The following is a 19871-nucleotide window of genomic DNA, read 5'->3' as shown; positions in this document are numbered from 1 at the left end:
GTTCATTGGATGGAGAAGATCGTGAAATGTTGACCGATTCTCTTTTCACAGAGAAGTATCAAAAATTATATGAAGATTTGTCTCAGGATTCAACATTTCTGCGAGTAATTCTGACAATTTGTGGCTTAGTCAGGTTCCGAATTGGAGCGCTAATATTACCTATGTAGAAAAGCCTAAACTGTTCAAATAAAAATTATTGATTATTACATTTTTTCCTTTTAGTTTTTAACTAGAACCATCTCAAAACCTGACTCGACCGTAGACAATAGCTGATTTTTGAGTTGAGAAACGCAGGCTATAAGCTAATCATATCAATGTGTTGAATATTTTCGGAGATGTCTATTATTCTCATCGGCATTACAGCAGAGGGTTTCTACAGAATTAAGATAGAGTTAATGTCTTGGCAATTCGATTGCAGCCGACCGTTTTGTTTTAGAAGGGAAGGGCGGCTGTAATTATCGCAGATTAGTTAATTGCCATTACCTATTTACTGAAAATAGCTCAGGACACTAGTATTTTTGGTATTGGAGACAGTTAAAACGATTAGCGAGTCGATATCAATTACCAAAATATTCGACAGCAAGCCATTAACTGCTTGGTAGTGATACGGAAGTAGTGGTGAGGTATAACTCCTGCCCCGTCAGCATCCTGTATAATATTAGCTAATGCAAATAATCCTCACATAATCGCCCAGTAATTAGTATTTTCGATGACAACAATTTTGGCGTTCTGACTTTACTCATTTGGATTACTACTGTCTAAATTAACTCGAGAGCCACTTGAATTCTCCCAGAGAATACGTGCAGAAGCTTCAGAACGAGTTTGTCCTACCTGTGGCTCTGAGCATTTGATGAAAAATGGGGTAATGCTCTAGACAAGGTGATCTGGGTGTTAAACAGCAAACCCAAACTCTTCTCGATTGATGAACAAGCCAATCACAGTATCATGCATCAAATCTAACTTGGAAAAACAGATTGTCTTGCGAGCCAAGCGCGAAAGTTCGAGTTCTCAAATTCAAATGTTTCCGTTCAATCTTTTGGGTATTGGTTTTACCCACAACATGCTGGTTCTTCTCTAAATGACGTTCATAAGCGCCCCACCCATCTGTGTAAAATAGACCGTTCCGAAAACTTGAAAACCAGACACTGGCTGGTTTAGAGATAGTTTGAGCGCAAATCAGAATTGACGAAGTTATCAGGGCTAGAGATAGTTACTAATAGTATAGCCTTGAAAAGATACTGAGGTTCGGTTCATAAAAAACCAACTTTCAAAGACTAAGATAAAGCTGGTAAAACTAGAGAACCAATTCTTAATCTGACTGACCCACAAACAGTAAGAATTACCTGTTCGTAAGTAGCAGAATGAAGCCGAAATCTCATAGATGCTATGCGAAAAACTTTGATGAGTCGGATGATATGTTCCACAAAAATCCGACTCTCAGACAAGACTGAGTTTTCAGCTTTTTGTTGGACAGTGCAGTAGAAAACTTTTGTTGTTGATGACGGAATAATGAAATATCACTGGTCGGACCCTTAGCCCCTACTACCATATCTACAATATCTTTAGCAGAAGGCAGAGACACAACTTGATTTTTAAAGGTATGCTGTCTTTTCTTACCAGAAAAATATTTTTGTTGCTCTTTGTTATCTGTAGGGCGCTCTCTGGGCTGTTCGTAACTATCGACGATTAACTCAAATTCATTTAATAGTTCCCGTACAATGGCAGCATCACTCTCTTGGCTTTCTCTTTGTTCAATTCAACTAGAAGGCAAAATTTCTCGAAAAATTAATAGCCAATAATGAAAGGTATCGTTTGCCTCAGTTTTTGATACATCAAAGTGCATCCCCAATACTTCAAATGTTGGCATTTGCCTTAAGTAGAAAAGACACAGACACACTTGTTCTGGAATCGATAGTTTAGGTTTCCGCCCTCCTCCTAATAAGTTAACTCGAATTTTTGTCCTTTCCATAAGAGCTTGTTGCTCTTTATGCTTGAATTCTGCCTGCTGTAATAGTTCTAGAAACTGTTGATAATCGATTCCTAGTATTTGCTTGGTACGATGTTGATATTTTTGAATATAATAAAGTGGATTTTTCATTATGGTAGACCAACGGTAGACTCTCAATTTACCGTTCTACCATTTTTTTACACACGGATTATATTTCGGACGGGTCTAATGTTTGGATGCCAAATGGTTCTAACAAAGCTTTGAGTTGAAGCAATGCAGCATCTTTGTGGTCCGCAAGAACATAAGCCAGAATTTGTCCAGTATTGTGGTCGATAGCGTGCCACAACCATCTTTCTTGCTTCTTGGACTGCACAAAGCTCCACATCTCGTCAAGTTCAGCTTCTTCAACATATTGAACAATTTCAACTGCTGTGGGTGTGACAGTTGCGAGTAACGTCTCGTTAACTAATTTTAAGTCACGAGCTTTTTTTTTAATGTTTCAATTACAGTTGTTTGACTAATCTTTAGCACTCGTGCAGTATCTCGAATTCCACTACCATTGATTGCCATTTCGCGCTCTTTGTTGCTTAACTTCAGGGAGGTAGGCGCGATCGGTGTAGTCTAAGACAAAATTATGTCGTGAACATGCTGCATTCCGACAGCGATATCGCTGTTTCCCCTCAGCACTTTTACCGTGTTTGACAATATGAGTCTGGTTACAAGTTGGGCAGCGAATGGGTTCGAGCACCCTGGAATGTTCGCACATTAAGTTTTTCTCAATCTAGCTCACAATATCGTTTCATAACAAGCTCACCTTGTCTAGAGCATTACCTTTTAGGACGGTGGTTAGGGCGGGTTTTAGGGGTTAACCTATATTTGTCTAAGGTGGGGTCAAAGCAACCAGCTAGGATGTCATTCTGTATTCTGGTAGCGATCGCGTTGGCAGTAGCTAAGTCTCTTTTGCTAGTGTAGCTACCCCCAGGTACAGGGTTAAAGCTATAGCGTTTACCCCCAAAGCTGAACTTAAGCTGGATAGATCCGTTATGGTTAGTAGGTTTGATGTCTCTCATTGTCCCAAAGCTGTCCCAAATGTTATGCTTGGAGACAGCCGAAGGCTGCTGCGGGTGTAGTTCAGTGGTAGAACGCTACCTTCCCAAGGTCGATGTCGTGGGTTCGAGTCCCATCACCCGCTTACTAAACTTTAGGATTGTACGGTTTTACACCCGTCCTACTTATTAAAGAAACTATCCTTTGAGTCGTACTCTTTACACCAGCAACGCTCTAAAAGCTGGACTCTATGTTGCGCCTCAAACTGTTGAGGATTGAGAACTAATTTCGTATTGGCATCAAATATAGGCTGAGTCAAATATTGCCACAGTGGAAACTTTAACAAGTTAAATTGGAAATTCATAGAAATTCTCAGACGCGAAATAATACAGTAAACTTCAGACAAGTTCTCATAGCTGACGAACCCAGTACAATTGGCGTACCAGTCAAGACCGCTCGCAAGTCTGCTAGATTAACATTGCCACAAGCAACAGCTAATCTTCTTGGTGAAGATTGCGGAAATAATTTAAAAAGCTATTGGAAAAAATCTGTATTATTGCGGTGGCGATCGCACCAACATTTTATATTTGTGATTACGCCAAAGAATTACCCACCCGGAATTTAACATCAAGGTGGGTAACTCAGTTTTGGCTTTTAAGTGGAGCTTACGGGAATCGAACCCGTGTCCAAATTGGGTATTAACCCCCCACTCGTTCACAGGCTTAGCCTTTTTGACCCTCAAGGCGGGGATCGTGCATTATCCCGCACGTAGGATGCTTCGATTAAGTCTTAGCTGGCAAGTAAATCGAAGAAACCTTGCTAGAGCATCCGTTGGGGTTTGCCTGTAGTCCTTAACGGAGTCAAACTACAAGCGCTCGAATCTTTGAGAGATTATTAGGCAGCTACAGGAGCAGCCTTACGAGCAAAAGGAACGATGTTGTTCGCAGTTACGTTTTTTTGAGCCTTTGATTTACGAGAGGAGACTCACTCTCGACCTGTATCACAGAGCAGCTTTCGCCAACCTGTCGAAACCTTGAAAGCCCCATGTACTTCTTATCTTATTATAATTCGTCGTAGAGATTTTGGCAGGCAGATCCAAAAAACGATCCCCCCAACTCCCCTTTTTAAGGGGAGCCAGTCGTGTGCGGGAGGGCAGTTGCGTGGGCGGGTTTCCCGACTTGAGCAAACTGCCCGTAGGGTGTGTCTCCCTCTCTCGCGAACTGGCGTGGCAAAGAAACACCCCCCTTGTTAAGGGGGGCAGGGGGGATCTTATTTCAAAGCTTCCGCACCGCCGACAACTTCCAGAATTTCCTGGGTAATGGCGGCTTGCCGTGCTTTGTTGTAAGACAGCGTGAGGGTATTAATCAATTCGCTAGCGTTGTCGCTGGCATTGTTCATGGCTGTCATACGTGCTGCCAGTTCGCTAGCAGCAGATTCTTGTAATGCACGCAATAATTGGTTATTCAGGTACAAAGGCAACAAAGCATCGAGAATTTGTACGGGATCTTGCTCAAATAGCATATCCTTGGGAAAACTCCGTGCAGTGGCAGAAACTTTCTGTCTTTCCACTTCAAATTCACCACCACGGGTAGTCAGCCGGAAAACTTCATCGTCTGCAGCTTCAAAACCTTGAGCGTCCAAGGGTAACAGAGTTTGTACCACTGGGCGAGAACTAACTAGAGAGACGAATTTGGTGTAAACTAATTCAACTCTGTCTACGCTTTCCGACAAAAACAGGGAAAGCAACTCGTCAGCAATATTAGAAGCTTCTGCCGCTGTAGGAATTTGCTCTAAACCCGTATACGTTGCATCAATGGGTTGGTTGCGGCGTTGAAAATACTGGATGGCTTTGCGTCCGACAAGGATGTATTTGTATTCCAAGCCTTCAGCTTGAAGTTCTTTAGCGCGGTTTTCTGCCCGTTTAATTACGTTGGTATTATAAGCACCGCACAAACCGCGATCGCCTGTAATTACCAGCAAACCAATGGAGCGAATATCCCGTTTTTTGAATAGCGGTAGGTTGACATCTTCAAACTGCAAGCGAGTTTGTAGATTATACAGTACTTGTGCCAAGCGATCGGCAAACGGACGGGTAGAAAGTACCTGTTCTTGAGCGCGCCGCACCCTAGCCGCTGCTACCAGGCGCATCGCTTCGGTAATTTTTTTCGTATTTTTGACCGACTGAATGCGATCGCGGATTAATTTGAGATTAGCCATCGTCTTTTGGTAATTGGTAGTTGGTAGTTGGTAGTTGGTAGTTGACAGTTGACAGTTAACCGTCAACCGTCAACTGTCAACTGTCAACCATTACCTATTACCTAAGCTGTTGCTAAGAAGGTTTGTTTGTATTCGGTAATTGCTTCTTTCAACAACTTTTCGGCTTCATCGGTAAGTTGTCGTTCGCTACGGATGATTTCCCCATACTTGGGTTTACTGGTCTTCAGGTATTCCCGCAGTCCTTGGGTGAAGGTGGTGACTTTATCTACAGCGATATCGTCCATATAGCCGTTAATCCCAGCGTAGAGGATAGCAACTTGCTCGAATACTCCTAATGGGGAATTTTGTGGCTGCTTGAGTAGTTCCCGCAAACGCTGACCCCGTGCTAGTTGGTCTTGGGTGGCTTTATCCAAGTCGGAGGCAAATTGCGAGAAAGCTTGCAATTCGTCAAACTGTGCCAACTCCAATTTCAGCTTACCAGCAACTTTTTTCATTGCTTTAGTTTGAGCTGCAGAGCCTACCCGCGATACGGAAATACCAGGGTTAATGGCGGGACGAATACCAGCATTGAACAAGTCGGAAGTTAAGAAGATTTGACCATCGGTAATGGAAATTACGTTGGTAGGAATGTAAGCCGATACGTCCCCTGCTTGGGTTTCAATAATTGGTAGGGCTGTCATGCTACCTTCACCTAGTTCGGTGCTGAGTTTTGCCGCACGTTCCAACAAGCGGGAGTGGAGGTAGAATACATCTCCTGGGTATGCTTCCCGTCCTGGCGGACGACGTAGCAACAAGGACATTTGGCGATAAGCGGCGGCTTGCTTGGACAAGTCATCGTAAATGATGAGGGTCGCCTTGCCTTTGTACATGAAGTACTCTGCCAATGCTGCACCCGTGTATGGGGCGAGATACTGAAGGGTAGCGGGGTCGCTGGCGTTAGCTGCAACGACGATGGTGTAGTCCATTGCGCCCTTTTCTTGTAAGGTCTGGACTACGTTGGCTACAGTGGAAGCTTTTTGTCCGATCGCGACGTATACACAGATTACATCTTCTGACTTCTGGTTGATGATCGTGTCAATGGCGATCGCGGTTTTACCCGTTTGTCTGTCACCGATGATTAATTCCCGCTGTCCTCTACCTACGGGAATCATCGCATCGATCGCGGTAATCCCTGTTTGCATTGGTTCGTATACTGAACGCCGCGCTACGATCCCAGGTGCGCCAGACTCGATTAAACGAGTTTCTGAGGTGTTTATGTCTCCCTTACCGTCAATCGGGCGACCGAGAGCATCTACTACACGTCCGACAGTGGCTTCTCCAACTGGAACCTGAGCAATTTTACCTGTAGCGGTAACAGAACTACCTTCTTGGATATCTCGACCTTCACCCATCAATACCGCACCTACGTTGTCTTCTTCTAGGTTCAGGGCGATACCTACGGTTCCATCTTCAAAATTTAGAAGTTCGCCAGCCATAGCTTTGTCTAAGCCATAGATCCGGGCGATACCATCTCCTACTTGCAATACCGTACCAACGTTTGCGACTTTAACTTCTTGGTCGTATTGCTCGATTTGCTGCTGAATAATGCTGCTGATTTCGTCAGGTCTGATACTGATCATGATGAGTTTGTGTTAAGGAATTTGGGAGTCGGGAGTCGGGAGTCGGGAAAGAGAGTGGGGTGCGGGGTGTGGGGTGTGGAAAGACAATGCTCCCTCAACTCCCCCAGCTCTTTTCCCCCTGCTCCCAGCTCGTCCCTGCTCCCTGCTCCCTCATTAAGTACCACTGGTAAGTCGTAAAGAAAGGCGGCGCAGTTGTCCTCTGATACTAGCGTCGATCACTTGAGAACCAACTTTGACGATCGCGCCACCAATTAAGCTGCGGTCAATTTTTGTTTCTAGTTCTACCTGACGGGCTTTGGTCATGGCAATGACTTTATCCCGCACGGCTTGCTTTTGTTCTTCGCTCAGTTCGACAGCAGAAGTGACTTCGGCTAAAACAGTTTGATTCAGTTCCCGCAGGAGGGCGAGATATTGTTGGCAAATCCCTTCTAGCAAAATAATGCGGCGGCGATCTATCAACAGCATTAAGAAGTTACGCATATAGGGGTTAACATTATCCCCTACAACTCGCCCCAGTACTGCTTTCTTGTCGCTGATGCTAACGAAGGGGTTAGCGAGAAAGTTACGAAATTGCTCTGATTCCCGCAATAGATTAGTTAAAGTGCGGGCATCTTCCCCAAACTGTTCCATGAGGTTGTTGCTACGCGCCACAGACATTAATGCCTGGGCGTAAGGCTGCACTACCTGTTCGTTCATGGCATTGTTGCTCATTTACTGCCTCCTAGTAGTGCTATGCTTTGAGCGATCGTTCTTTGTTGGATATTTTCGTCTAATCCCGATTCCAACTGGGATTCCACTTTTTGTAAAGCCATTGCAACTACAGAAGCTCGCAGTTGAGCGATCGCTCGATCTCTTGCTGTATTTAAATCTTGCGTTGCTGTCTCTTTTAAGCGTTGAATATCTACTCCCACCTGAGCCAAGATTTGCTCTTTGGCTTGCTGAGCGTTTGTTGTGGCGCTTTGGCGAATTCTTTCTGCTTCCGCTTGGGCTTCTGTCAATCTTTGCTGCTGTTTTTGCAGCGCTGCTGCTGCTTCTTTGGCGCGGTTTTCTGCCGCTACAATTTCTGTTTCTATGCGTTCGCGGCGATCGCTCAAGGTTTTTCCGACTACCTTGCTGCCAAAATATACTAGTACGCCAACAAGAATAGCCAGGTTAATTAGGTTTGTTTCTAAAATATCAAAATTAAGACCAAACCCGCCTGCTTCTGCTTCTGCTTCTGCCGCTTCAGCAAGTAGTGGGCTACCTTGTGTCACCAACCAGATAAAACTTCCCATCATACCCATCCACATTTTCAGTTGTCAGTTGTCAGTTGTCAGTTATGAGTCAGGAGTCAGGAGTCAGGAGTCAGGAGTCAGGAGTCAGATAAATCAAAGTCTTATCACTCACCACTCACCAGGCGCCACGCACCACTCACTACTCAACTGGTTACTGTTCCTAACAGCTTTTCTACGATTTGGCGACTGAGGGCATCTACCTGTTGCTGCAACGAAGCCATAGCTGCTTGTTGTTGTTGCTCAATTTCTTGAGCTGCTTGTTCTCGTTGTGCTTGGGCTTCTTTCTGTGCCTCTGCTATTTTTTCCGCCGCTATTTTTTGTGCATCTGCTTGAGCGTCGGCAACAACTTTTTGCGATTGTCTGCGAGCATCTGCTATTTGCTGCTCGTATTCTTTTGCTAATCGCTCTGCTTTTGCCAAGCGTTCTTTTGCTTCAACATTATTCGTGCGGACGTAATTATCGCGGTCGTCCAGTGCCTTTGTTAGTGGCTTGTAGAAAATGACATTCAATACAGATGCCAACAGTAGGAACTGCAACGCCATTAAGGGCAAGGTAGCATCAAAATCAAACATTATTTCTCCCCTTTGGCTTGAATGGCTGTTTTCATGCCAAGCAACATCATCCACCCTTTCATATTCTAAAAATCCTCTGTTGTTTGAGAGGCAATTTACACGCGATCCGATCGAAAAAAGTTCTCACTCAGTTGTAGAGACGCTCTTAAGAACGTCTCTACAAAGATAAGAATTTAGGTTTTAGGAAAAGGGGTTAGCAAACAGTAATACTAGGGCAATTACCAGACCGTAAATGGTTAGCGATTCCATGAATGCTAGAGTCAACAGCAGAGTACCGCGAATTTTTCCTTCTGCTTCGGGTTGACGAGCAATACCTTCTACTGCTTGACCCGCAGCATTTCCTTGACCGATACCAGGACCGATTGCAGCTAAACCGATTGCTAATGCGGCAGCTAGAACTGAAGCAGCAGAAACTAATGGATCCATCTTGATTTTCCTTACTTTGAGTACACAACAAACTTTCTTTTCAGTTGTCAGTTATCAATTAACTCTGACTTCCGACTTCTGACTCATCATGAGTTGCTCTAATGAGCCTCATGTTCTTCTCCACCATGTCCCTCCATCGCCTCATGAATATAAGCAGCTGCGAGGGTGGCAAAAACCAGGGCTTGGATCGCACTAGTAAACAAACCTAATGCCATCACTGGCAGAGGTACAAACAGAGGTACGAGTAGAACTAAAACCGCTACTACTAATTCATCCGCTAAAATGTTACCAAATAGTCGGAAGCTTAGAGAAAGAGGTTTGGTGAAATCTTCTAAAATTGCGATCGGTAACAGAATTGGCGTTGGCTCAATATACTTTTTAAAGTACCCTAAGCCGCGTTTGCTAAAACCCGCGTAAAAGTACGCTAAAGAAGTTAACAACGCCAGAGCTACTGTTGTATTAATATCGTTAGTTGGAGCAGCTAATTCACCTGATGGCAGCTTAATCAACTTCCAGGGAATTAAAGCACCCGACCAATTCGATATGAAAATAAACAGAAATAGCGTGCCAACAAATGGAACCCAAGGACGATACTCTTTCTCACCAATCTGATTCTTGGTCAAATCCCGAATGAATTCTAGCGCGTACTCCATTAAATTTTGGATACCACTAGGGACTTTCTGGATGTTCCGAGTAGCTGCTATAGAAGCAACTACTAGAATGCCAATCACAAACCACGAGGTGAGAAAAACTTGCCCATGAATTTTGAGATTGCCCAATTGCCATAAAAAATGTTGACCTACTTCCAACGAGGCAAGAGGGAATAAATTAAAGGTGTTTGTGACGCTAAGCATTTGCATTCAAGCAGTTTTCCCAAAAAGCGAGAATGGGGCGATTAATTTTGCAAGCTTCCTAACTTATTTAGAGTTAGGGATGAAAGCAGATTGAATCGTATAGACGAGGAGTGTGGCTTTGTAAGTCAGAAATCCCAAGAATATCGGTAGAATCTGTAGTTGACGCAATTGAGTTGCGACTACAATCACCCCAATAAATATGGCAAACCGAGATTTACTCAGTTGTCTTTTTTCTTGACCTAGCCGCTCAACATCTCTAGCCAACATTTTTAAGTAAACCATACCTGTGACTGCTCCGAGCAAATAGTTCAGGGCAGTGTTGAGGGAATAGAATATCCACACAGAGATAAAAATAACCCCCGTCAATCCAAGGGTGATTGACAATAAGCCTTGGAAGAGTTGATAAAACTCTTGCATTGAGGAAGTCTTTTGTTGTGTGGTAGTGGAACCAGGTTGAGATTCCTCAATTGCAGGTGTTGGTGTTGTTGATTCGTCTGACAAGTTCACAGAAACTCGCAAATGACGCTGACGCTGATGTTTCGACTCTAATGAGCCACGTAGAATCATACCACGTTGCGGTAACAATACTTAAAAAAGAGTTAACCAGGCGAAAGTACGATGAGTTGTTGGGAAAGGAGCGATCGCACTCCTTCTAAGCCCAGTTCTACGTTAGCTAAAATTTCACCTATTGTTAACTTGCGATCGCAAGCCTGTAGAAATTCCAGTTCAGTTTCTGTCAGGTTAACTATCTGGTAGTCGTAGTTAAATAAGCAGCGACTCGGAAAGCCGTCTATACAAGGATTTAGTTCGGGAATGGCTGCGAGTAGAGTTGCATCTGACGACCAATCAGCTTGTGGTAGCGGTGGACGACCCAAGAAAAATTCGTAATGGGTAACTTCTGGATCTAATAATTCGATTAAACGATATCTAGCGCGATCGCTCAATGGGTTAGTTCTCTCCAATAAAGTCGGGTCTTTGCCCAAAAGCCGCTCTATTTGCCAAAAATTCGGGTTAGAAAAGCCTAAGAAAGTTAACCCAGAAGCATCAATTAAATCAAATAAAGTATCAATATTGTAGTCAATCTCTTGGGGATGAACGTACATGTCTGCAAAACATTCATCTCGATGATTTTCCATTGCCCAGCGTGATTTTTCGCGTTTGACAATCCGATTGTTTTCTGGTAAAGAAGCAAAGAGTTTTCTCCCAATTTGTACGCCATCGCGATAATCGCCCTGTTTGTCATTTTGCAGCAGTGCGATCGCCTGTTGCATTAATTTGATTTCCCAGCGCCCCAATTCTCCATACACGAAGATGTGCATAATTCCGCCTGGGGCTAGTTTAGATGCAATGGCTTGAATCCCGCGTATCGGGTCGGGTAAGTGGTGCAGTACGCCGACACAGTTAATTAAATCGAATTCTCCTGGTAACTGTTCCGCGTCGTACAAACTCAGGTGTTGAAATTCAACGCGATTTGCACCCGAACGCTGACAGCGTTCCCGCGCCACAGCCAAAGCACCCGCACTCAAATCGATTCCTACAACTTGGGCTTCAGGGTTGAGGTGAACCAAGTATTCAGTTCCTACCCCCGTACCGCAGCCAGCATCGAGAATGCGGATATTTTGTTTTTGCGGTTTTTGTCCGGTACAGAAGCTATAGGCGGCTAGCCAATTCCAGCGCCAGTTATAGCCAGGAGGCGGTTCGTCAAGTAGCGGATCGGGGGGAAAGGGGTACGTATCGTAGAGTTTAGCGACAGCAGCACTAATGCTTTGGGAGTCTGACATGGATGGGCTATGAGGGCAGCATCAATGTAGTGTAGCGGAAGACGGGTTACAGGTGCTATTGTCCTGCCAGTTCAGAGTATAAAACTGGTATAACTGAGATAAATCGACTACTTGAGGAGCTAGTTGTGAAAACCGCTATTTCTCTTCCAGATGAAATTTTTGAACAAGCTGAAGCACTGGCTCAACAATTAGGAATGTCTCGGAGCGAACTTTATATTGAAGCATTAAAAGCATATTTGCGACGACATAACCGAGAACAAACTTTGGCGAAACTGAACGAAGTTTATTCTCAAGAGTCTTCAGAGTTAGATCCAGTGATGGAAAAAATGCAATATATGTCTCTACCGCGTGAGGATTGGTAGTGTATCGTGGAGAGATTTGGTGGGCAGATTTACCGAACCCAGTTGGTTCGGAACCAGGCTATCGCAGACCTGTCCTAATTATTCAAGATGATACTTTTACGCAAAGTCTTATTAGGACAGTTATTGTTGTTATTATCACTTCCAATATTGAACTTGCAAATGCACCAGGTAATGTTTTATTACCGCGTGATGCCACTGGTTTATCGAGAGATTCAGTTGCTAACGTGTCTCACATTTTCACTGTAGATAAAGCCTTTTTAACTGAGCGTATTGGTTCGTTACCCGTGAGTTTACAAGAAGAAGTGGATGAAGGTTTAAGGACAGTTTTGTACCTCTAAAGATGAGAATTTATGAGTATCGCATTGTTATGCCTTGCACTCATGGTAAAACTCGCGAGGAAGTAATTTGTAATGGTGAGAAAGCAATTGAAATGTATTTGGAAGCTTGGCAAGCAGAAGGTGAATCGATTCCTGAACTCAACACGCTTCAAACTGCCATGATTCCTCTTGCAGCTTTCAGCACTACATAGTGTAGCGGATGTTAGAGGTTTTATTGGGCGATCGCTTAACAAAAATTGTTTAAAGCTTTGGTATCGGGCGATTGTACTATAGTAATAGTAAGTCGTTAATATTGTATGTGGTACTTGACTGTAACAACTATTCAATAACAAGTTTAATGGCAGAATCTACAAATAATTTGTATTCATTTGCCATCTAGAAAGTGTAGTTTTAGCGATAGCAAATAAGAATTATGTGTTTGTTTCAAAATCCTCGTATTTCACCACATAGGAAGACGTTCCAACTAATTCGTGAGTGTGTACATGAAACAAACTATTTAGGCAAAGAAAGATTCGCAAATACACTTAAACAGCAAGAGGGGAAAATACCAAAAATTAGACACTTCCTATTTCTTCATCCCACTAGTATTTTACTTATTGTTTTTCTTATAACTACTATAGTATTTTTAGGTAGTAGTCTAATTGTTCGGAATTTTGTAAATATTCTTTGGATTCGTTTACTCTTTATTTTATCATTTAGTTTTATTTATATAACAATACCAGTATTTGTTCAAATTATAACTCCTAAGTTTGATATGAAATGGGAAGAGAGATGGGGACAGGTTTTCAATAGTTACTTGCATAAAATCGAGCTGACTTCAGCACAAGCAGAGCTAAGTCTTTCAGAACAACAAAAGCTTCGTTTTAAAAAAGCAGAGCTTAGTCTTAAGAAAGCAATTTTGTATTATAGTCGCACAGGTAAACCCATTAGTCTTTTCATAAAACTTCTGTTTGGCGGTATTTTTATAGGTTGTCTTCCCGATCCGGAGTTTCAGAAAGCTCTTATAAGTATGTCGCTATCAGTAATATGGGATACGAATTTATTTGGAGCAATATCTATACTTATTTTGCCCTGTGTATACATACCATACTTTGCTATATATGACGTACCTATTACTTTGATGGAGCAGATAGTAACTCAAATTGAGCTTGTAGGAGTAGACTTCTAAATTAGTAAAATTGTTAACTTTTTTGTCGTATTTAATAAGACTTAAAGCATTTTTGAGTTCATTACTTTGATTATCAATTGCCATATAATGTATAAATGCAAAATTTTGTGCTTATACCATTTAGGTTAATTTCTAGAAATAGATTTAGCTTATGTAGTTCTGTAGGCTTTCACCTGATGGCTAGTTTCGCTATATGTCAAAAATGCGAAGCGCGAAGCGATCATCGTAGTTATTGCGCTCTCAGGCGTTCGGCTATTCTTAAAGTAGAAAGTAGTATAGTAACTGGGGGGATAGATCGTGTCTAGCGTTGAATTTCAAGCCAAAGTTGAAAATGGTAGTATTATCATTTCTGAAGAGTATCAGCAAGAATTATTAGAAGTTGATACTGTAAAGATTACGATATAAAATCAACTGCAAAGAAATACTGCTGAAGCTTGGAAAAAATGGTTTGAGTCCGTTGAGCGATTGGAAACAACCTCAAATGAACCAGCTAGGGAATATTAGCAACGCTGAGAAAACAGGATACAGACAAATTCTTACTATTGATTCTGATTTTCTCTTTTACCGCATTTGCGATCGCGATACCTTCGATCCTGACGAGCGATCGCTTTTAGTTTACCCGCTAGGACAGCAACCGCAATTATTGCAAGAACTAACTCAAGTGCTACCCGTTCCTGACCTAGTTGCTAATTTGCAACTCACACTAGACGAACTATTCGGATGGCTAAAACTGTAAGCTAAGGCGATCGCCTCTCACGTAAATTCAGTATTTGTTACAAAACTTATAATTTTTCTCAGTACTTATGTTGTAAGCAAGACTACATTCAACGGCATTGAGATTGAGAAAACTACACACTTCTTAATATAGCGGTGTAAAGAACCCAAAACGTTCTAATCTAAAAGCTGACCAGGTTGATTTCAGGCGATCGTCACCTCATATAAGTGAAGAAAAATTCCCTTTCTGGGGAGGGAAAAACCTAAAATAAACAAACGTGAATTCATTCACACCCTGGTCAGACTTAACACAGTAACGATTATTGATGGGAGCTTAAGAAATCTAATGAGTGTTAAGGCAAGTGGTGGAAGCTCAGTTGCACGTCCGCAACTATATCAAACGCTAGCAGTCGCAACCATTTCCCAAGCCGAACAGCAAGACCGCTTTTTAGGGCGGGGCGAACTGGACGAGTTAGCCAACTATTTCGCCTCTGGCAATAAGCGGCTAGAAATTGCTGAAACTTTAACAAAAAATTCTGAGATTATTGTATCCCGTGCCGCCAACCGCATCTTTGTTGGTGGTTCGCCAATGGCTTATCTGGAAAAACCCAGAGAAACAGAAATGGCGATGGCGGCTGCTGTGCCTGATGTCAAACAAGGGATGCAGTTAGGAACTATCACCTACGTTGAGAGTCGGGGCGGCGGTTTCTTAGAGGGATTGCGATCGCTTTTTAGTGCTAGTCCTGGTGGTGGTGGCGGTGGTCCTACACCTCCTGGTTTTCGCCCCATCAACGTCGCCCGCTACGGTCCTGGGAACATGCAAAAATCCCTGCGGGACTTGTCGTGGTTTTTACGTTATGCAACGTATGCGATCGTAGCTGGCGATCCAAATATTATCTCTGTTAACGTGCGGGGTCTGCGGGAGATCATTGAAAACGCCTGTTCTGGCGAAGCAACCATTGTCGCATTGCAGGAAATGCGGGCATCGGCGCTGTCTTATTTCCGCCAGAATCCTGAAGCAGCAAATATTGTTGCTCAGTACATGGACGTATTGATTACAGAATTTAAAGCCCCTACACCTTCTAATAAACTGCGTCAGCGTCCTTCGTCCGACCAGCAAGGGTTACAACTGCCACAAATCTACTTTAATGCGGCAGAAAGACGACCCAAGTATGCAATGAAGCCAGGGCTATCGGCGGCAGAAAAGAACGATATTGTCAAGGCGGCTTATCGTCAAGTCTTCGAGCGCGATATTACCCGCGCTTACAGCCAGTCGATTTCTTACTTGGAGTCTCAAGTTAAGAACGGCGATATCTCGATGAAAGAGTTTATCCGCCGCTTAGCAAAATCGCCCCTGTATCGCAAACAATTTTACGAGCCATTCATCAACAGCCGCGCCCTAGAATTAGCTTTTCGTCACATTTTGGGTCGGGGACCGAGTTCCCGCGAAGAAGTCCAGAAATACTTCTCGACTGTTTCTAACGGTGGCTTATCAGCACTGATAGACGCGCTGGTAGATTCCCAGGAATACTCCGACTACTTCGGGGAAGAAACCGTACCTTATATTCGCGGTCTGGGTCAAGAAGCGCAAGAGTGCCGTAACTGGGGTCCACAACAAGACCTGCTCAATTACAGCGCCCCCTTCCGCAAAATACCGCAATTCATTACGACATTTGCGGCGTACAATAGACCGCTACCCGACCAACATCCGTATGGTTCCGGTAACGATCCGCTGGAAATTCAATTTGGGGCAATCTTCCCGAAAGAAACTCGCAACCCTAGCAGCAGCCCTGCACCTTTTGGTAAGGATACTAAGCGGATCTTGATCCACCAAGGACCAGGTATCAATAACCAAAACAGCAATCCGAGAGCGCGGGGTGAATTCCCTGGCAGTTTGGGCGCGAAAGTTTTCCGATTGGATCAAATTCCAGCCACAGGAGGCAGAAAATCTCCTACAACTTCTAGCGTGAGATTCTCGGAAAGTTCGACTCAAGCCGTGATCCGCGCCGCTTACCTACAAGTATTCGGACGGGATGTCTATGAAGGACAGCGGCTGAAGGTAGCTGAAATTAAACTGGAAAACGGTGAAATTTCGCTACGGGAATTTATCCGTGCCTTAGCTAAATCGGATCTATTCCGCAAGCTGTATTGGACACCGTTCTATGTCTGTAAGGCGATCGAATACATTCACCGCCGCCTGTTGGGTCGTCCAACTTATGGCAGACAAGAAAACAATAAATACTTCGATATTTGTGCCAAGAAGGGCTTCTACGCTTTGGTAGACGCAATTCTTGACAGCCCGGAATACGGCGAAGCTTTTGGGGAAGATACCGTACCATACGAGCGCTATCTGACACCTCAAGGTCAAGCACTGCGATCGCTGCGTACTGGTAGCATTCGCGAAGATGTTGGCGCAAGAGTCGATAAAGAAGAAACTCCCCGCTTTGTCGAACTGGGTGCTGTTACCGAAATGCGGACGCAGCCAGACATTCAGACTCGCGTGGCTCAAGGTGTCAGCAAGCAGCGGGAGCAAACGAAGATCTTCAAGCTAGAAGAAAGCAGCGACAAAGTAGCCGTACAAACGATTATCCGTGCTGCTTACCGTCAAATCTTCGAGCGCGACATCGAACCCTACATCGCCCAAAACGAATTCACCGTCCTAGAAAGCAAACTAGGCAATGGTGAAATTACTGTTAAGGAATTTATCGAAGGGTTAGGAAACTCAAACTTATATCTCAAAGAGTTTTACGCTCCTTATCCCAACACCAAGGTGATCGAGCAGGGAACCAAGCATTTCTTGGGACGCGCCCCCATCGACCAAGCTGAAATCCGCAAGTACAACCAAATCCTCGCAACTCAAGGTTTACGTGCCTTTGTTGGAGCAATGGTTAATAGTGCGGAATACGCTCAGACCTTTGGCGAATACTACGTGCCTTACCGTCGCTTCCCCACCTTGCCAGCAGCTAACTTCCCGAATACCGAGAAGCTATACAACCAGCTGACGAAGCAGAACGATGATATCGTCGTTCCCAGCTTCGAGCCAGTACAACCGCGCATGGCAACGGAAAATATGCCATTAATGGCAAAAGCGATCGCGGATATAGCAGCCAAAGCACGGCAAGTCGATAAGAGCAAGCCGCTATTTATCGAACTCGGTCGCTCCTATAACGACGGACGCGGACAATCTGTAGAAGTTGGTGTGGGTACGACTCGCCGCAAACCAGCGCGGATCTACCGCATGACACAGGGAGCCAACCAAGGGGAAATCGCCCAAGTTATCAACGCGATTTACTGTCAAGTGATGGATGTATTTAGCGGTCAAGTACCCGTTTACTTCCGCCGTTCTGACTTGGAGAGCAAACTGCGTAACGGTGAAATCTCAGTGCGCGAATTTATCCGTACCTTGGCTAGCTCCGAAATTTACTGTCGTCGCTTCTACACCCCCTATCCCAACACAAAGGTAATTGAATTCCTGTTCAGACACCTGTTGGGACGCGCACCTGCAACTCAAGGCGAAATTAGACAGTACAACAAGTTATTGTCTGAGGGCGGCTTAAGAGCGGCTGTAGACGCGATGGTGGAGAGTCCAGAGTATGCCCAGTACTTCGGCGAAGACGTAGTGCCATACCGTCGCTATCCGTCTCTCCCTGCTGGTAACTATCTGGGTAGCGTTAAGGCTGCGGCTGACTTAGTGAAGCAGTCTTGGTCTGACCTATCTCCTTCGTTGTTAGGGCAGTCCTTCGGGCAGCGGTAATTGACACGGGAAAATCCCCCCTATCCCCCTTAACAAGGGGGAATAAAGATCCACAAGTCCCCCTTGTTAAGGGGGATTTAGGGGGATTTAATTTTGCTTGCGAAGAATTGCATAGTTTAATTGCAATTCCGACTCCCGACTCCCGACTCCCCAATTCTGAAAGAGAATGTTACAAACTGTTAAGAACTGAATCAGAAGATGAACGCAATGCCGCAAAATATTTGCGGTAGGTCACTGAGATTAACAACTTGTGTAGATGCGATCGCGCAAGTCTTCTGCGAAGCGAAATAACTCTGATAGCCTACAAGCTGTTGGGTTACGGTAAAATCCAGAAGTGGCACTCAGTCACCCCCACGATTACACCAGTTATATATAAACCTGGTTTCATTTTTTTGGAGGAATCAGTTAAATGAGTATCGTCACGAAGTCCATCGTGAATGCCGACGCAGAAGCTCGCTACCTCAGCCCTGGCGAACTCGATCGGATCAAGAGCTTTGTTACCAGCGGCGAACGCCGTCTGCGCATTGCTCAAGCATTGACCGACAATCGCGAGCGGATCGTGAAGCAAGCTGGCGACCAATTGTTCCAGAAGCGCCCTGACGTTGTTTCTCCTGGTGGAAATGCTTACGGTCAAGAAATGACCGCTACCTGCTTGCGCGACCTAGACTACTACCTCCGCCTGATCACCTACGGAGTTGTAGCTGGCGATGTTACCCCAATTGAAGAAATCGGGATTGTTGGCGTGCGCGAAATGTACAAGTCTCTCGGCACACCCATCGAAGCAGTAGCAGAAGGCGTTCGCGCTATGAAGAACGTAGCTACCTCGATGATGTCTGGTGAAGACGCTGGCGAAGCTGGTTCTTACTTCGATTACCTCGTCGGAGCTATGCAGTAGAGCATTTGTCTACTTGTCGATCTTTTTACGTGTGACATAAGGAAGCAAAGAAATGCAAGACGCAATTACCTCTGTAATCAACACTTCAGACGTTCAAGGTAAGTACTTGGACACTGCTGCTATGGAAAAGCTAAAAGGCTACTTCCAAAGTGGCGAACTGCGAGTTCGTGCTGCTACCACCATCGCTGCTAACGCTGCTGCGATCGTTAAGGAAGCTGTAGCTAAGTCCCTGCTGTATTCTGATATCACCCGCCCAGGTGGTAACATGTACACCACTCGCCGCTATGCTGCTTGCATTCGCGACCTCGACTACTACCTCCGCTATTCCACCTACGCAATGTTGGCTGGCGATCCTTCTATCCTCGACGAGCGCGTTCTCAACGGTTTGAAAGAAACCTACAACTCCCTCGGCGTACCCGTAGGCGCTACTGTACAAGCTATCCAAGCGATGAAAGAAGTCACCGCTAGCTTGACTGGTCCCGACGCTGGTAAGGAAATGGGCGTATACTTCGACTACATCTGCTCTGGCTTGAGCTAAGAGTTGGATCTTTAAAGTAGTAGCTGCGATCGCAGTCTACTAAGGCAATCGTCTAAATCAAGTCTGGGAGTCGGTCGTGAGTGCTAGAACGTTCTATCGCCTGTCTGACTCAGTGGTGAGAGTATAAGCGATCGCGCTTTAGTATTGACGATTTACTCCCAGCCTTCGATTAATTCAGTTAACAGTGTAGAGACGTTATATGTAACCTCTGTACAGAGTTGTCAGAAATTGCTGTTAACTGGGGAAAATTACACGTCTAGTCATTAATAAAGTTTTTGAGAAAATCTACCTGGCGCTCTCAAATAGCAGTGAAACTTATGGGAGAATTAAGGGTAGTAAATAAATAGAGTGCTAATTCGGTAAG

23 protein-coding genes, 1 tRNA gene, 1 other RNA gene and 2 pseudogenes are annotated in these 19871 nt (G+C 44.4%); 10 read left to right on the top strand and 17 right to left on the bottom strand.

What is annotated here, in order from left to right:
• Positions 1 to 891: 891 nt before the first annotated feature.
• The 7 genes and pseudogenes from H6G17_RS17145 to H6G17_RS32650 all read right to left on the bottom strand — a co-directional run.
• Positions 892 to 1108, bottom strand: a pseudogene (locus H6G17_RS17145) (IS1 family transposase); the annotation flags it as partial.
• Positions 1109 to 1274: 166 nt separating this feature from the next.
• On the bottom strand, positions 1275 to 1424 hold the full coding sequence (locus H6G17_RS34700) for a hypothetical protein (protein ID WP_347276439.1): 150 nt from the start codon (positions 1422 to 1424) through the stop codon (positions 1275 to 1277).
• On the bottom strand, positions 1385 to 1687 hold the full coding sequence (locus tag H6G17_RS34695) for a transposase family protein (protein WP_347276443.1): 303 nt from the start codon (positions 1685 to 1687) through the stop codon (positions 1385 to 1387). The genes H6G17_RS34700 and H6G17_RS34695 overlap by 40 nt, the downstream gene beginning before the upstream one ends.
• A gap of 69 nt (positions 1688 to 1756) precedes the next feature.
• The gene (locus tag H6G17_RS32665) at positions 1757 to 2098 is read right to left on the bottom strand and encodes a transposase family protein (protein WP_199316786.1); all 342 of its coding nucleotides are present in this window, start codon (positions 2096 to 2098) and stop codon (positions 1757 to 1759) included.
• A 58-nt stretch (positions 2099 to 2156) separates the two neighbouring features.
• A complete protein-coding gene (locus tag H6G17_RS32660; RefSeq protein WP_347276442.1) occupies positions 2157 to 2369 on the bottom strand; it encodes an IS1 family transposase in 213 nt (70 codons plus the stop codon).
• 50 nt (positions 2370 to 2419) lie between these two features.
• Positions 2420 to 2518 (bottom strand): IS1-like element transposase, encoded by a 99-nt coding sequence (locus tag H6G17_RS34690; RefSeq protein ID WP_199316784.1) that lies wholly within the window; start codon positions 2516 to 2518, stop codon positions 2420 to 2422.
• A complete protein-coding gene (locus H6G17_RS32650) occupies positions 2502 to 2696 on the bottom strand; it encodes an IS1 family transposase (RefSeq protein ID WP_199316783.1) in 195 nt (64 codons plus the stop codon). The genes H6G17_RS34690 and H6G17_RS32650 overlap by 17 nt, the downstream gene beginning before the upstream one ends.
• A gap of 372 nt (positions 2697 to 3068) precedes the next feature.
• Between H6G17_RS32650 and H6G17_RS17125 the strand changes: the two genes are divergently transcribed.
• Together H6G17_RS17125 and H6G17_RS17120 are read left to right on the top strand one after the other, a co-directional pair.
• Positions 3069 to 3140 (top strand) — tRNA-Gly (locus H6G17_RS17125).
• Between the two features lie 207 nt (positions 3141 to 3347).
• Complete coding sequence (locus H6G17_RS17120; protein WP_192159151.1) at positions 3348 to 3620, top strand: hypothetical protein; 273 nt, start codon at positions 3348 to 3350, stop codon at positions 3618 to 3620.
• Between the two features lie 31 nt (positions 3621 to 3651).
• On the opposite strand, the gene ssrA is transcribed toward H6G17_RS17120, so the two are convergent.
• The 10 genes from ssrA to H6G17_RS17070 form a co-directional block, all read right to left on the bottom strand.
• Positions 3652 to 4039: a transfer-messenger RNA gene (gene ssrA / locus H6G17_RS17115) on the bottom strand.
• Positions 4040 to 4264: 225 nt separating this feature from the next.
• Entirely contained in the window at positions 4265 to 5212 is a 948-nt protein-coding gene (locus tag H6G17_RS17110; RefSeq protein WP_192159149.1) for a F0F1 ATP synthase subunit gamma, read from the bottom strand.
• Positions 5213 to 5313: 101 nt separating this feature from the next.
• Positions 5314 to 6834 carry a F0F1 ATP synthase subunit alpha gene (gene atpA / locus H6G17_RS17105; protein ID WP_192159176.1) on the bottom strand — a complete coding sequence of 507 codons (1521 nt, stop codon included), beginning with the start codon at positions 6832 to 6834 and terminating at the stop codon, positions 5314 to 5316.
• A 150-nt stretch (positions 6835 to 6984) separates the two neighbouring features.
• Complete coding sequence (gene atpH, locus H6G17_RS17100) at positions 6985 to 7542, bottom strand: ATP synthase F1 subunit delta (RefSeq protein ID WP_192159147.1); 558 nt, start codon at positions 7540 to 7542, stop codon at positions 6985 to 6987.
• Positions 7539 to 8114 (bottom strand): F0F1 ATP synthase subunit B, encoded by a 576-nt coding sequence (locus tag H6G17_RS17095; RefSeq protein ID WP_192159173.1) that lies wholly within the window; start codon positions 8112 to 8114, stop codon positions 7539 to 7541. The genes atpH and H6G17_RS17095 overlap by 4 nt, the downstream gene beginning before the upstream one ends.
• A gap of 134 nt (positions 8115 to 8248) precedes the next feature.
• Positions 8249 to 8677 (bottom strand): F0F1 ATP synthase subunit B', encoded by a 429-nt coding sequence (locus H6G17_RS17090; protein ID WP_192159145.1) that lies wholly within the window; start codon positions 8675 to 8677, stop codon positions 8249 to 8251.
• Positions 8678 to 8857: 180 nt separating this feature from the next.
• Positions 8858 to 9103, bottom strand: coding sequence for an ATP synthase F0 subunit C (atpE, locus tag H6G17_RS17085; protein WP_008233924.1), 246 nt, complete (start codon positions 9101 to 9103; stop codon positions 8858 to 8860).
• A gap of 98 nt (positions 9104 to 9201) precedes the next feature.
• The gene (gene atpB / locus H6G17_RS17080) at positions 9202 to 9963 is read right to left on the bottom strand and encodes a F0F1 ATP synthase subunit A (protein ID WP_192159143.1); all 762 of its coding nucleotides are present in this window, start codon (positions 9961 to 9963) and stop codon (positions 9202 to 9204) included.
• A 57-nt stretch (positions 9964 to 10020) separates the two neighbouring features.
• Positions 10021 to 10464, bottom strand: a complete 444-nt coding sequence (locus tag H6G17_RS17075; RefSeq protein WP_192159171.1) for an ATP synthase subunit I — start codon at positions 10462 to 10464, stop codon at positions 10021 to 10023.
• A 92-nt stretch (positions 10465 to 10556) separates the two neighbouring features.
• Entirely contained in the window at positions 10557 to 11738 is a 1182-nt protein-coding gene (locus tag H6G17_RS17070) for a class I SAM-dependent methyltransferase (RefSeq protein WP_192159141.1), read from the bottom strand.
• 125 nt (positions 11739 to 11863) lie between these two features.
• On the opposite strand from H6G17_RS17070, the gene H6G17_RS17065 reads away from it, so the two are divergent.
• The 8 genes and pseudogenes from H6G17_RS17065 (at position 11864) to apcB (ending at position 19507) form a co-directional block, all read left to right on the top strand.
• Positions 11864 to 12100, top strand: coding sequence for a ribbon-helix-helix protein, CopG family (locus tag H6G17_RS17065; RefSeq protein WP_192159139.1), 237 nt, complete (start codon positions 11864 to 11866; stop codon positions 12098 to 12100).
• Positions 12100 to 12438 carry a type II toxin-antitoxin system PemK/MazF family toxin gene (locus tag H6G17_RS17060; protein ID WP_347276438.1) on the top strand — a complete coding sequence of 113 codons (339 nt, stop codon included), beginning with the start codon at positions 12100 to 12102 and terminating at the stop codon, positions 12436 to 12438. The genes H6G17_RS17065 and H6G17_RS17060 overlap by 1 nt, the downstream gene beginning before the upstream one ends.
• 2 nt (positions 12439 to 12440) lie before the next feature.
• Positions 12441 to 12629 (top strand): type II toxin-antitoxin system HicB family antitoxin, encoded by a 189-nt coding sequence (locus tag H6G17_RS17055; RefSeq protein ID WP_192159134.1) that lies wholly within the window; start codon positions 12441 to 12443, stop codon positions 12627 to 12629.
• A gap of 227 nt (positions 12630 to 12856) precedes the next feature.
• Complete coding sequence (locus H6G17_RS17050; RefSeq protein WP_206757163.1) at positions 12857 to 13606, top strand: hypothetical protein; 750 nt, start codon at positions 12857 to 12859, stop codon at positions 13604 to 13606.
• A gap of 508 nt (positions 13607 to 14114) precedes the next feature.
• Positions 14115 to 14342, top strand: a pseudogene (locus tag H6G17_RS32645) (hypothetical protein); the annotation flags it as partial.
• 324 nt (positions 14343 to 14666) lie between these two features.
• Positions 14667 to 18074, top strand: coding sequence for a phycobilisome rod-core linker polypeptide (locus H6G17_RS17035; RefSeq protein WP_192159130.1), 3408 nt, complete (start codon positions 14667 to 14669; stop codon positions 18072 to 18074).
• A 409-nt stretch (positions 18075 to 18483) separates the two neighbouring features.
• On the top strand, positions 18484 to 18969 hold the full coding sequence (gene apcA, locus H6G17_RS17030) for an allophycocyanin subunit alpha (RefSeq protein ID WP_015156256.1): 486 nt from the start codon (positions 18484 to 18486) through the stop codon (positions 18967 to 18969).
• A gap of 52 nt (positions 18970 to 19021) precedes the next feature.
• A complete protein-coding gene (apcB, locus tag H6G17_RS17025) occupies positions 19022 to 19507 on the top strand; it encodes an allophycocyanin subunit beta (protein ID WP_015156257.1) in 486 nt (161 codons plus the stop codon).
• Positions 19508 to 19871 lie beyond the last annotated feature (364 nt).

Origin of the sequence: Chroococcidiopsis sp. [FACHB-1243] (assembly GCF_014696895.1) — a bacterium.
Lineage (GTDB): Bacteria > Cyanobacteriota > Cyanobacteriia > Cyanobacteriales > Chroococcidiopsidaceae > Chroococcidiopsis.
This window is presented reverse-complemented; position numbering and strand designations above follow the sequence as displayed.

Excerpts from the sequence above, each read along its gene's own strand:
- H6G17_RS32665 (WP_199316786.1), bottom strand. The coding sequence starts at position 2,098 with ATGAAAAATCCACTTTATTATATTCAAAAATATCAACATCGTACCAAG.
- H6G17_RS34690 (WP_199316784.1), bottom strand. The coding sequence starts at position 2,518 with ATGGCAATCAATGGTAGTGGAATTCGAGATACTGCACGAGTGCTAAAG.
- H6G17_RS17110 (WP_192159149.1), bottom strand. The coding sequence starts at position 5,212 with ATGGCTAATCTCAAATTAATCCGCGATCGCATTCAGTCGGTCAAAAAT.
- atpH (WP_192159147.1), bottom strand. The coding sequence starts at position 7,542 with ATGAGCAACAATGCCATGAACGAACAGGTAGTGCAGCCTTACGCCCAG.
- H6G17_RS17095 (WP_192159173.1), bottom strand. The coding sequence starts at position 8,114 with ATGGGTATGATGGGAAGTTTTATCTGGTTGGTGACACAAGGTAGCCCA.
- H6G17_RS17090 (WP_192159145.1), bottom strand. The coding sequence starts at position 8,677 with ATGTTTGATTTTGATGCTACCTTGCCCTTAATGGCGTTGCAGTTCCTA.
- atpE (WP_008233924.1), bottom strand. The coding sequence starts at position 9,103 with ATGGATCCATTAGTTTCTGCTGCTTCAGTTCTAGCTGCCGCATTAGCA.
- atpB (WP_192159143.1), bottom strand. The coding sequence starts at position 9,963 with ATGCAAATGCTTAGCGTCACAAACACCTTTAATTTATTCCCTCTTGCC.
- H6G17_RS17070 (WP_192159141.1), bottom strand. The coding sequence starts at position 11,738 with ATGTCAGACTCCCAAAGCATTAGTGCTGCTGTCGCTAAACTCTACGAT.
- H6G17_RS17055 (WP_192159134.1), top strand. The coding sequence starts at position 12,441 with ATGAGAATTTATGAGTATCGCATTGTTATGCCTTGCACTCATGGTAAA.
- H6G17_RS17035 (WP_192159130.1), top strand. The coding sequence starts at position 14,667 with ATGAGTGTTAAGGCAAGTGGTGGAAGCTCAGTTGCACGTCCGCAACTA.
- apcA (WP_015156256.1), top strand. The coding sequence starts at position 18,484 with ATGAGTATCGTCACGAAGTCCATCGTGAATGCCGACGCAGAAGCTCGC.
- apcB (WP_015156257.1), top strand. The coding sequence starts at position 19,022 with ATGCAAGACGCAATTACCTCTGTAATCAACACTTCAGACGTTCAAGGT.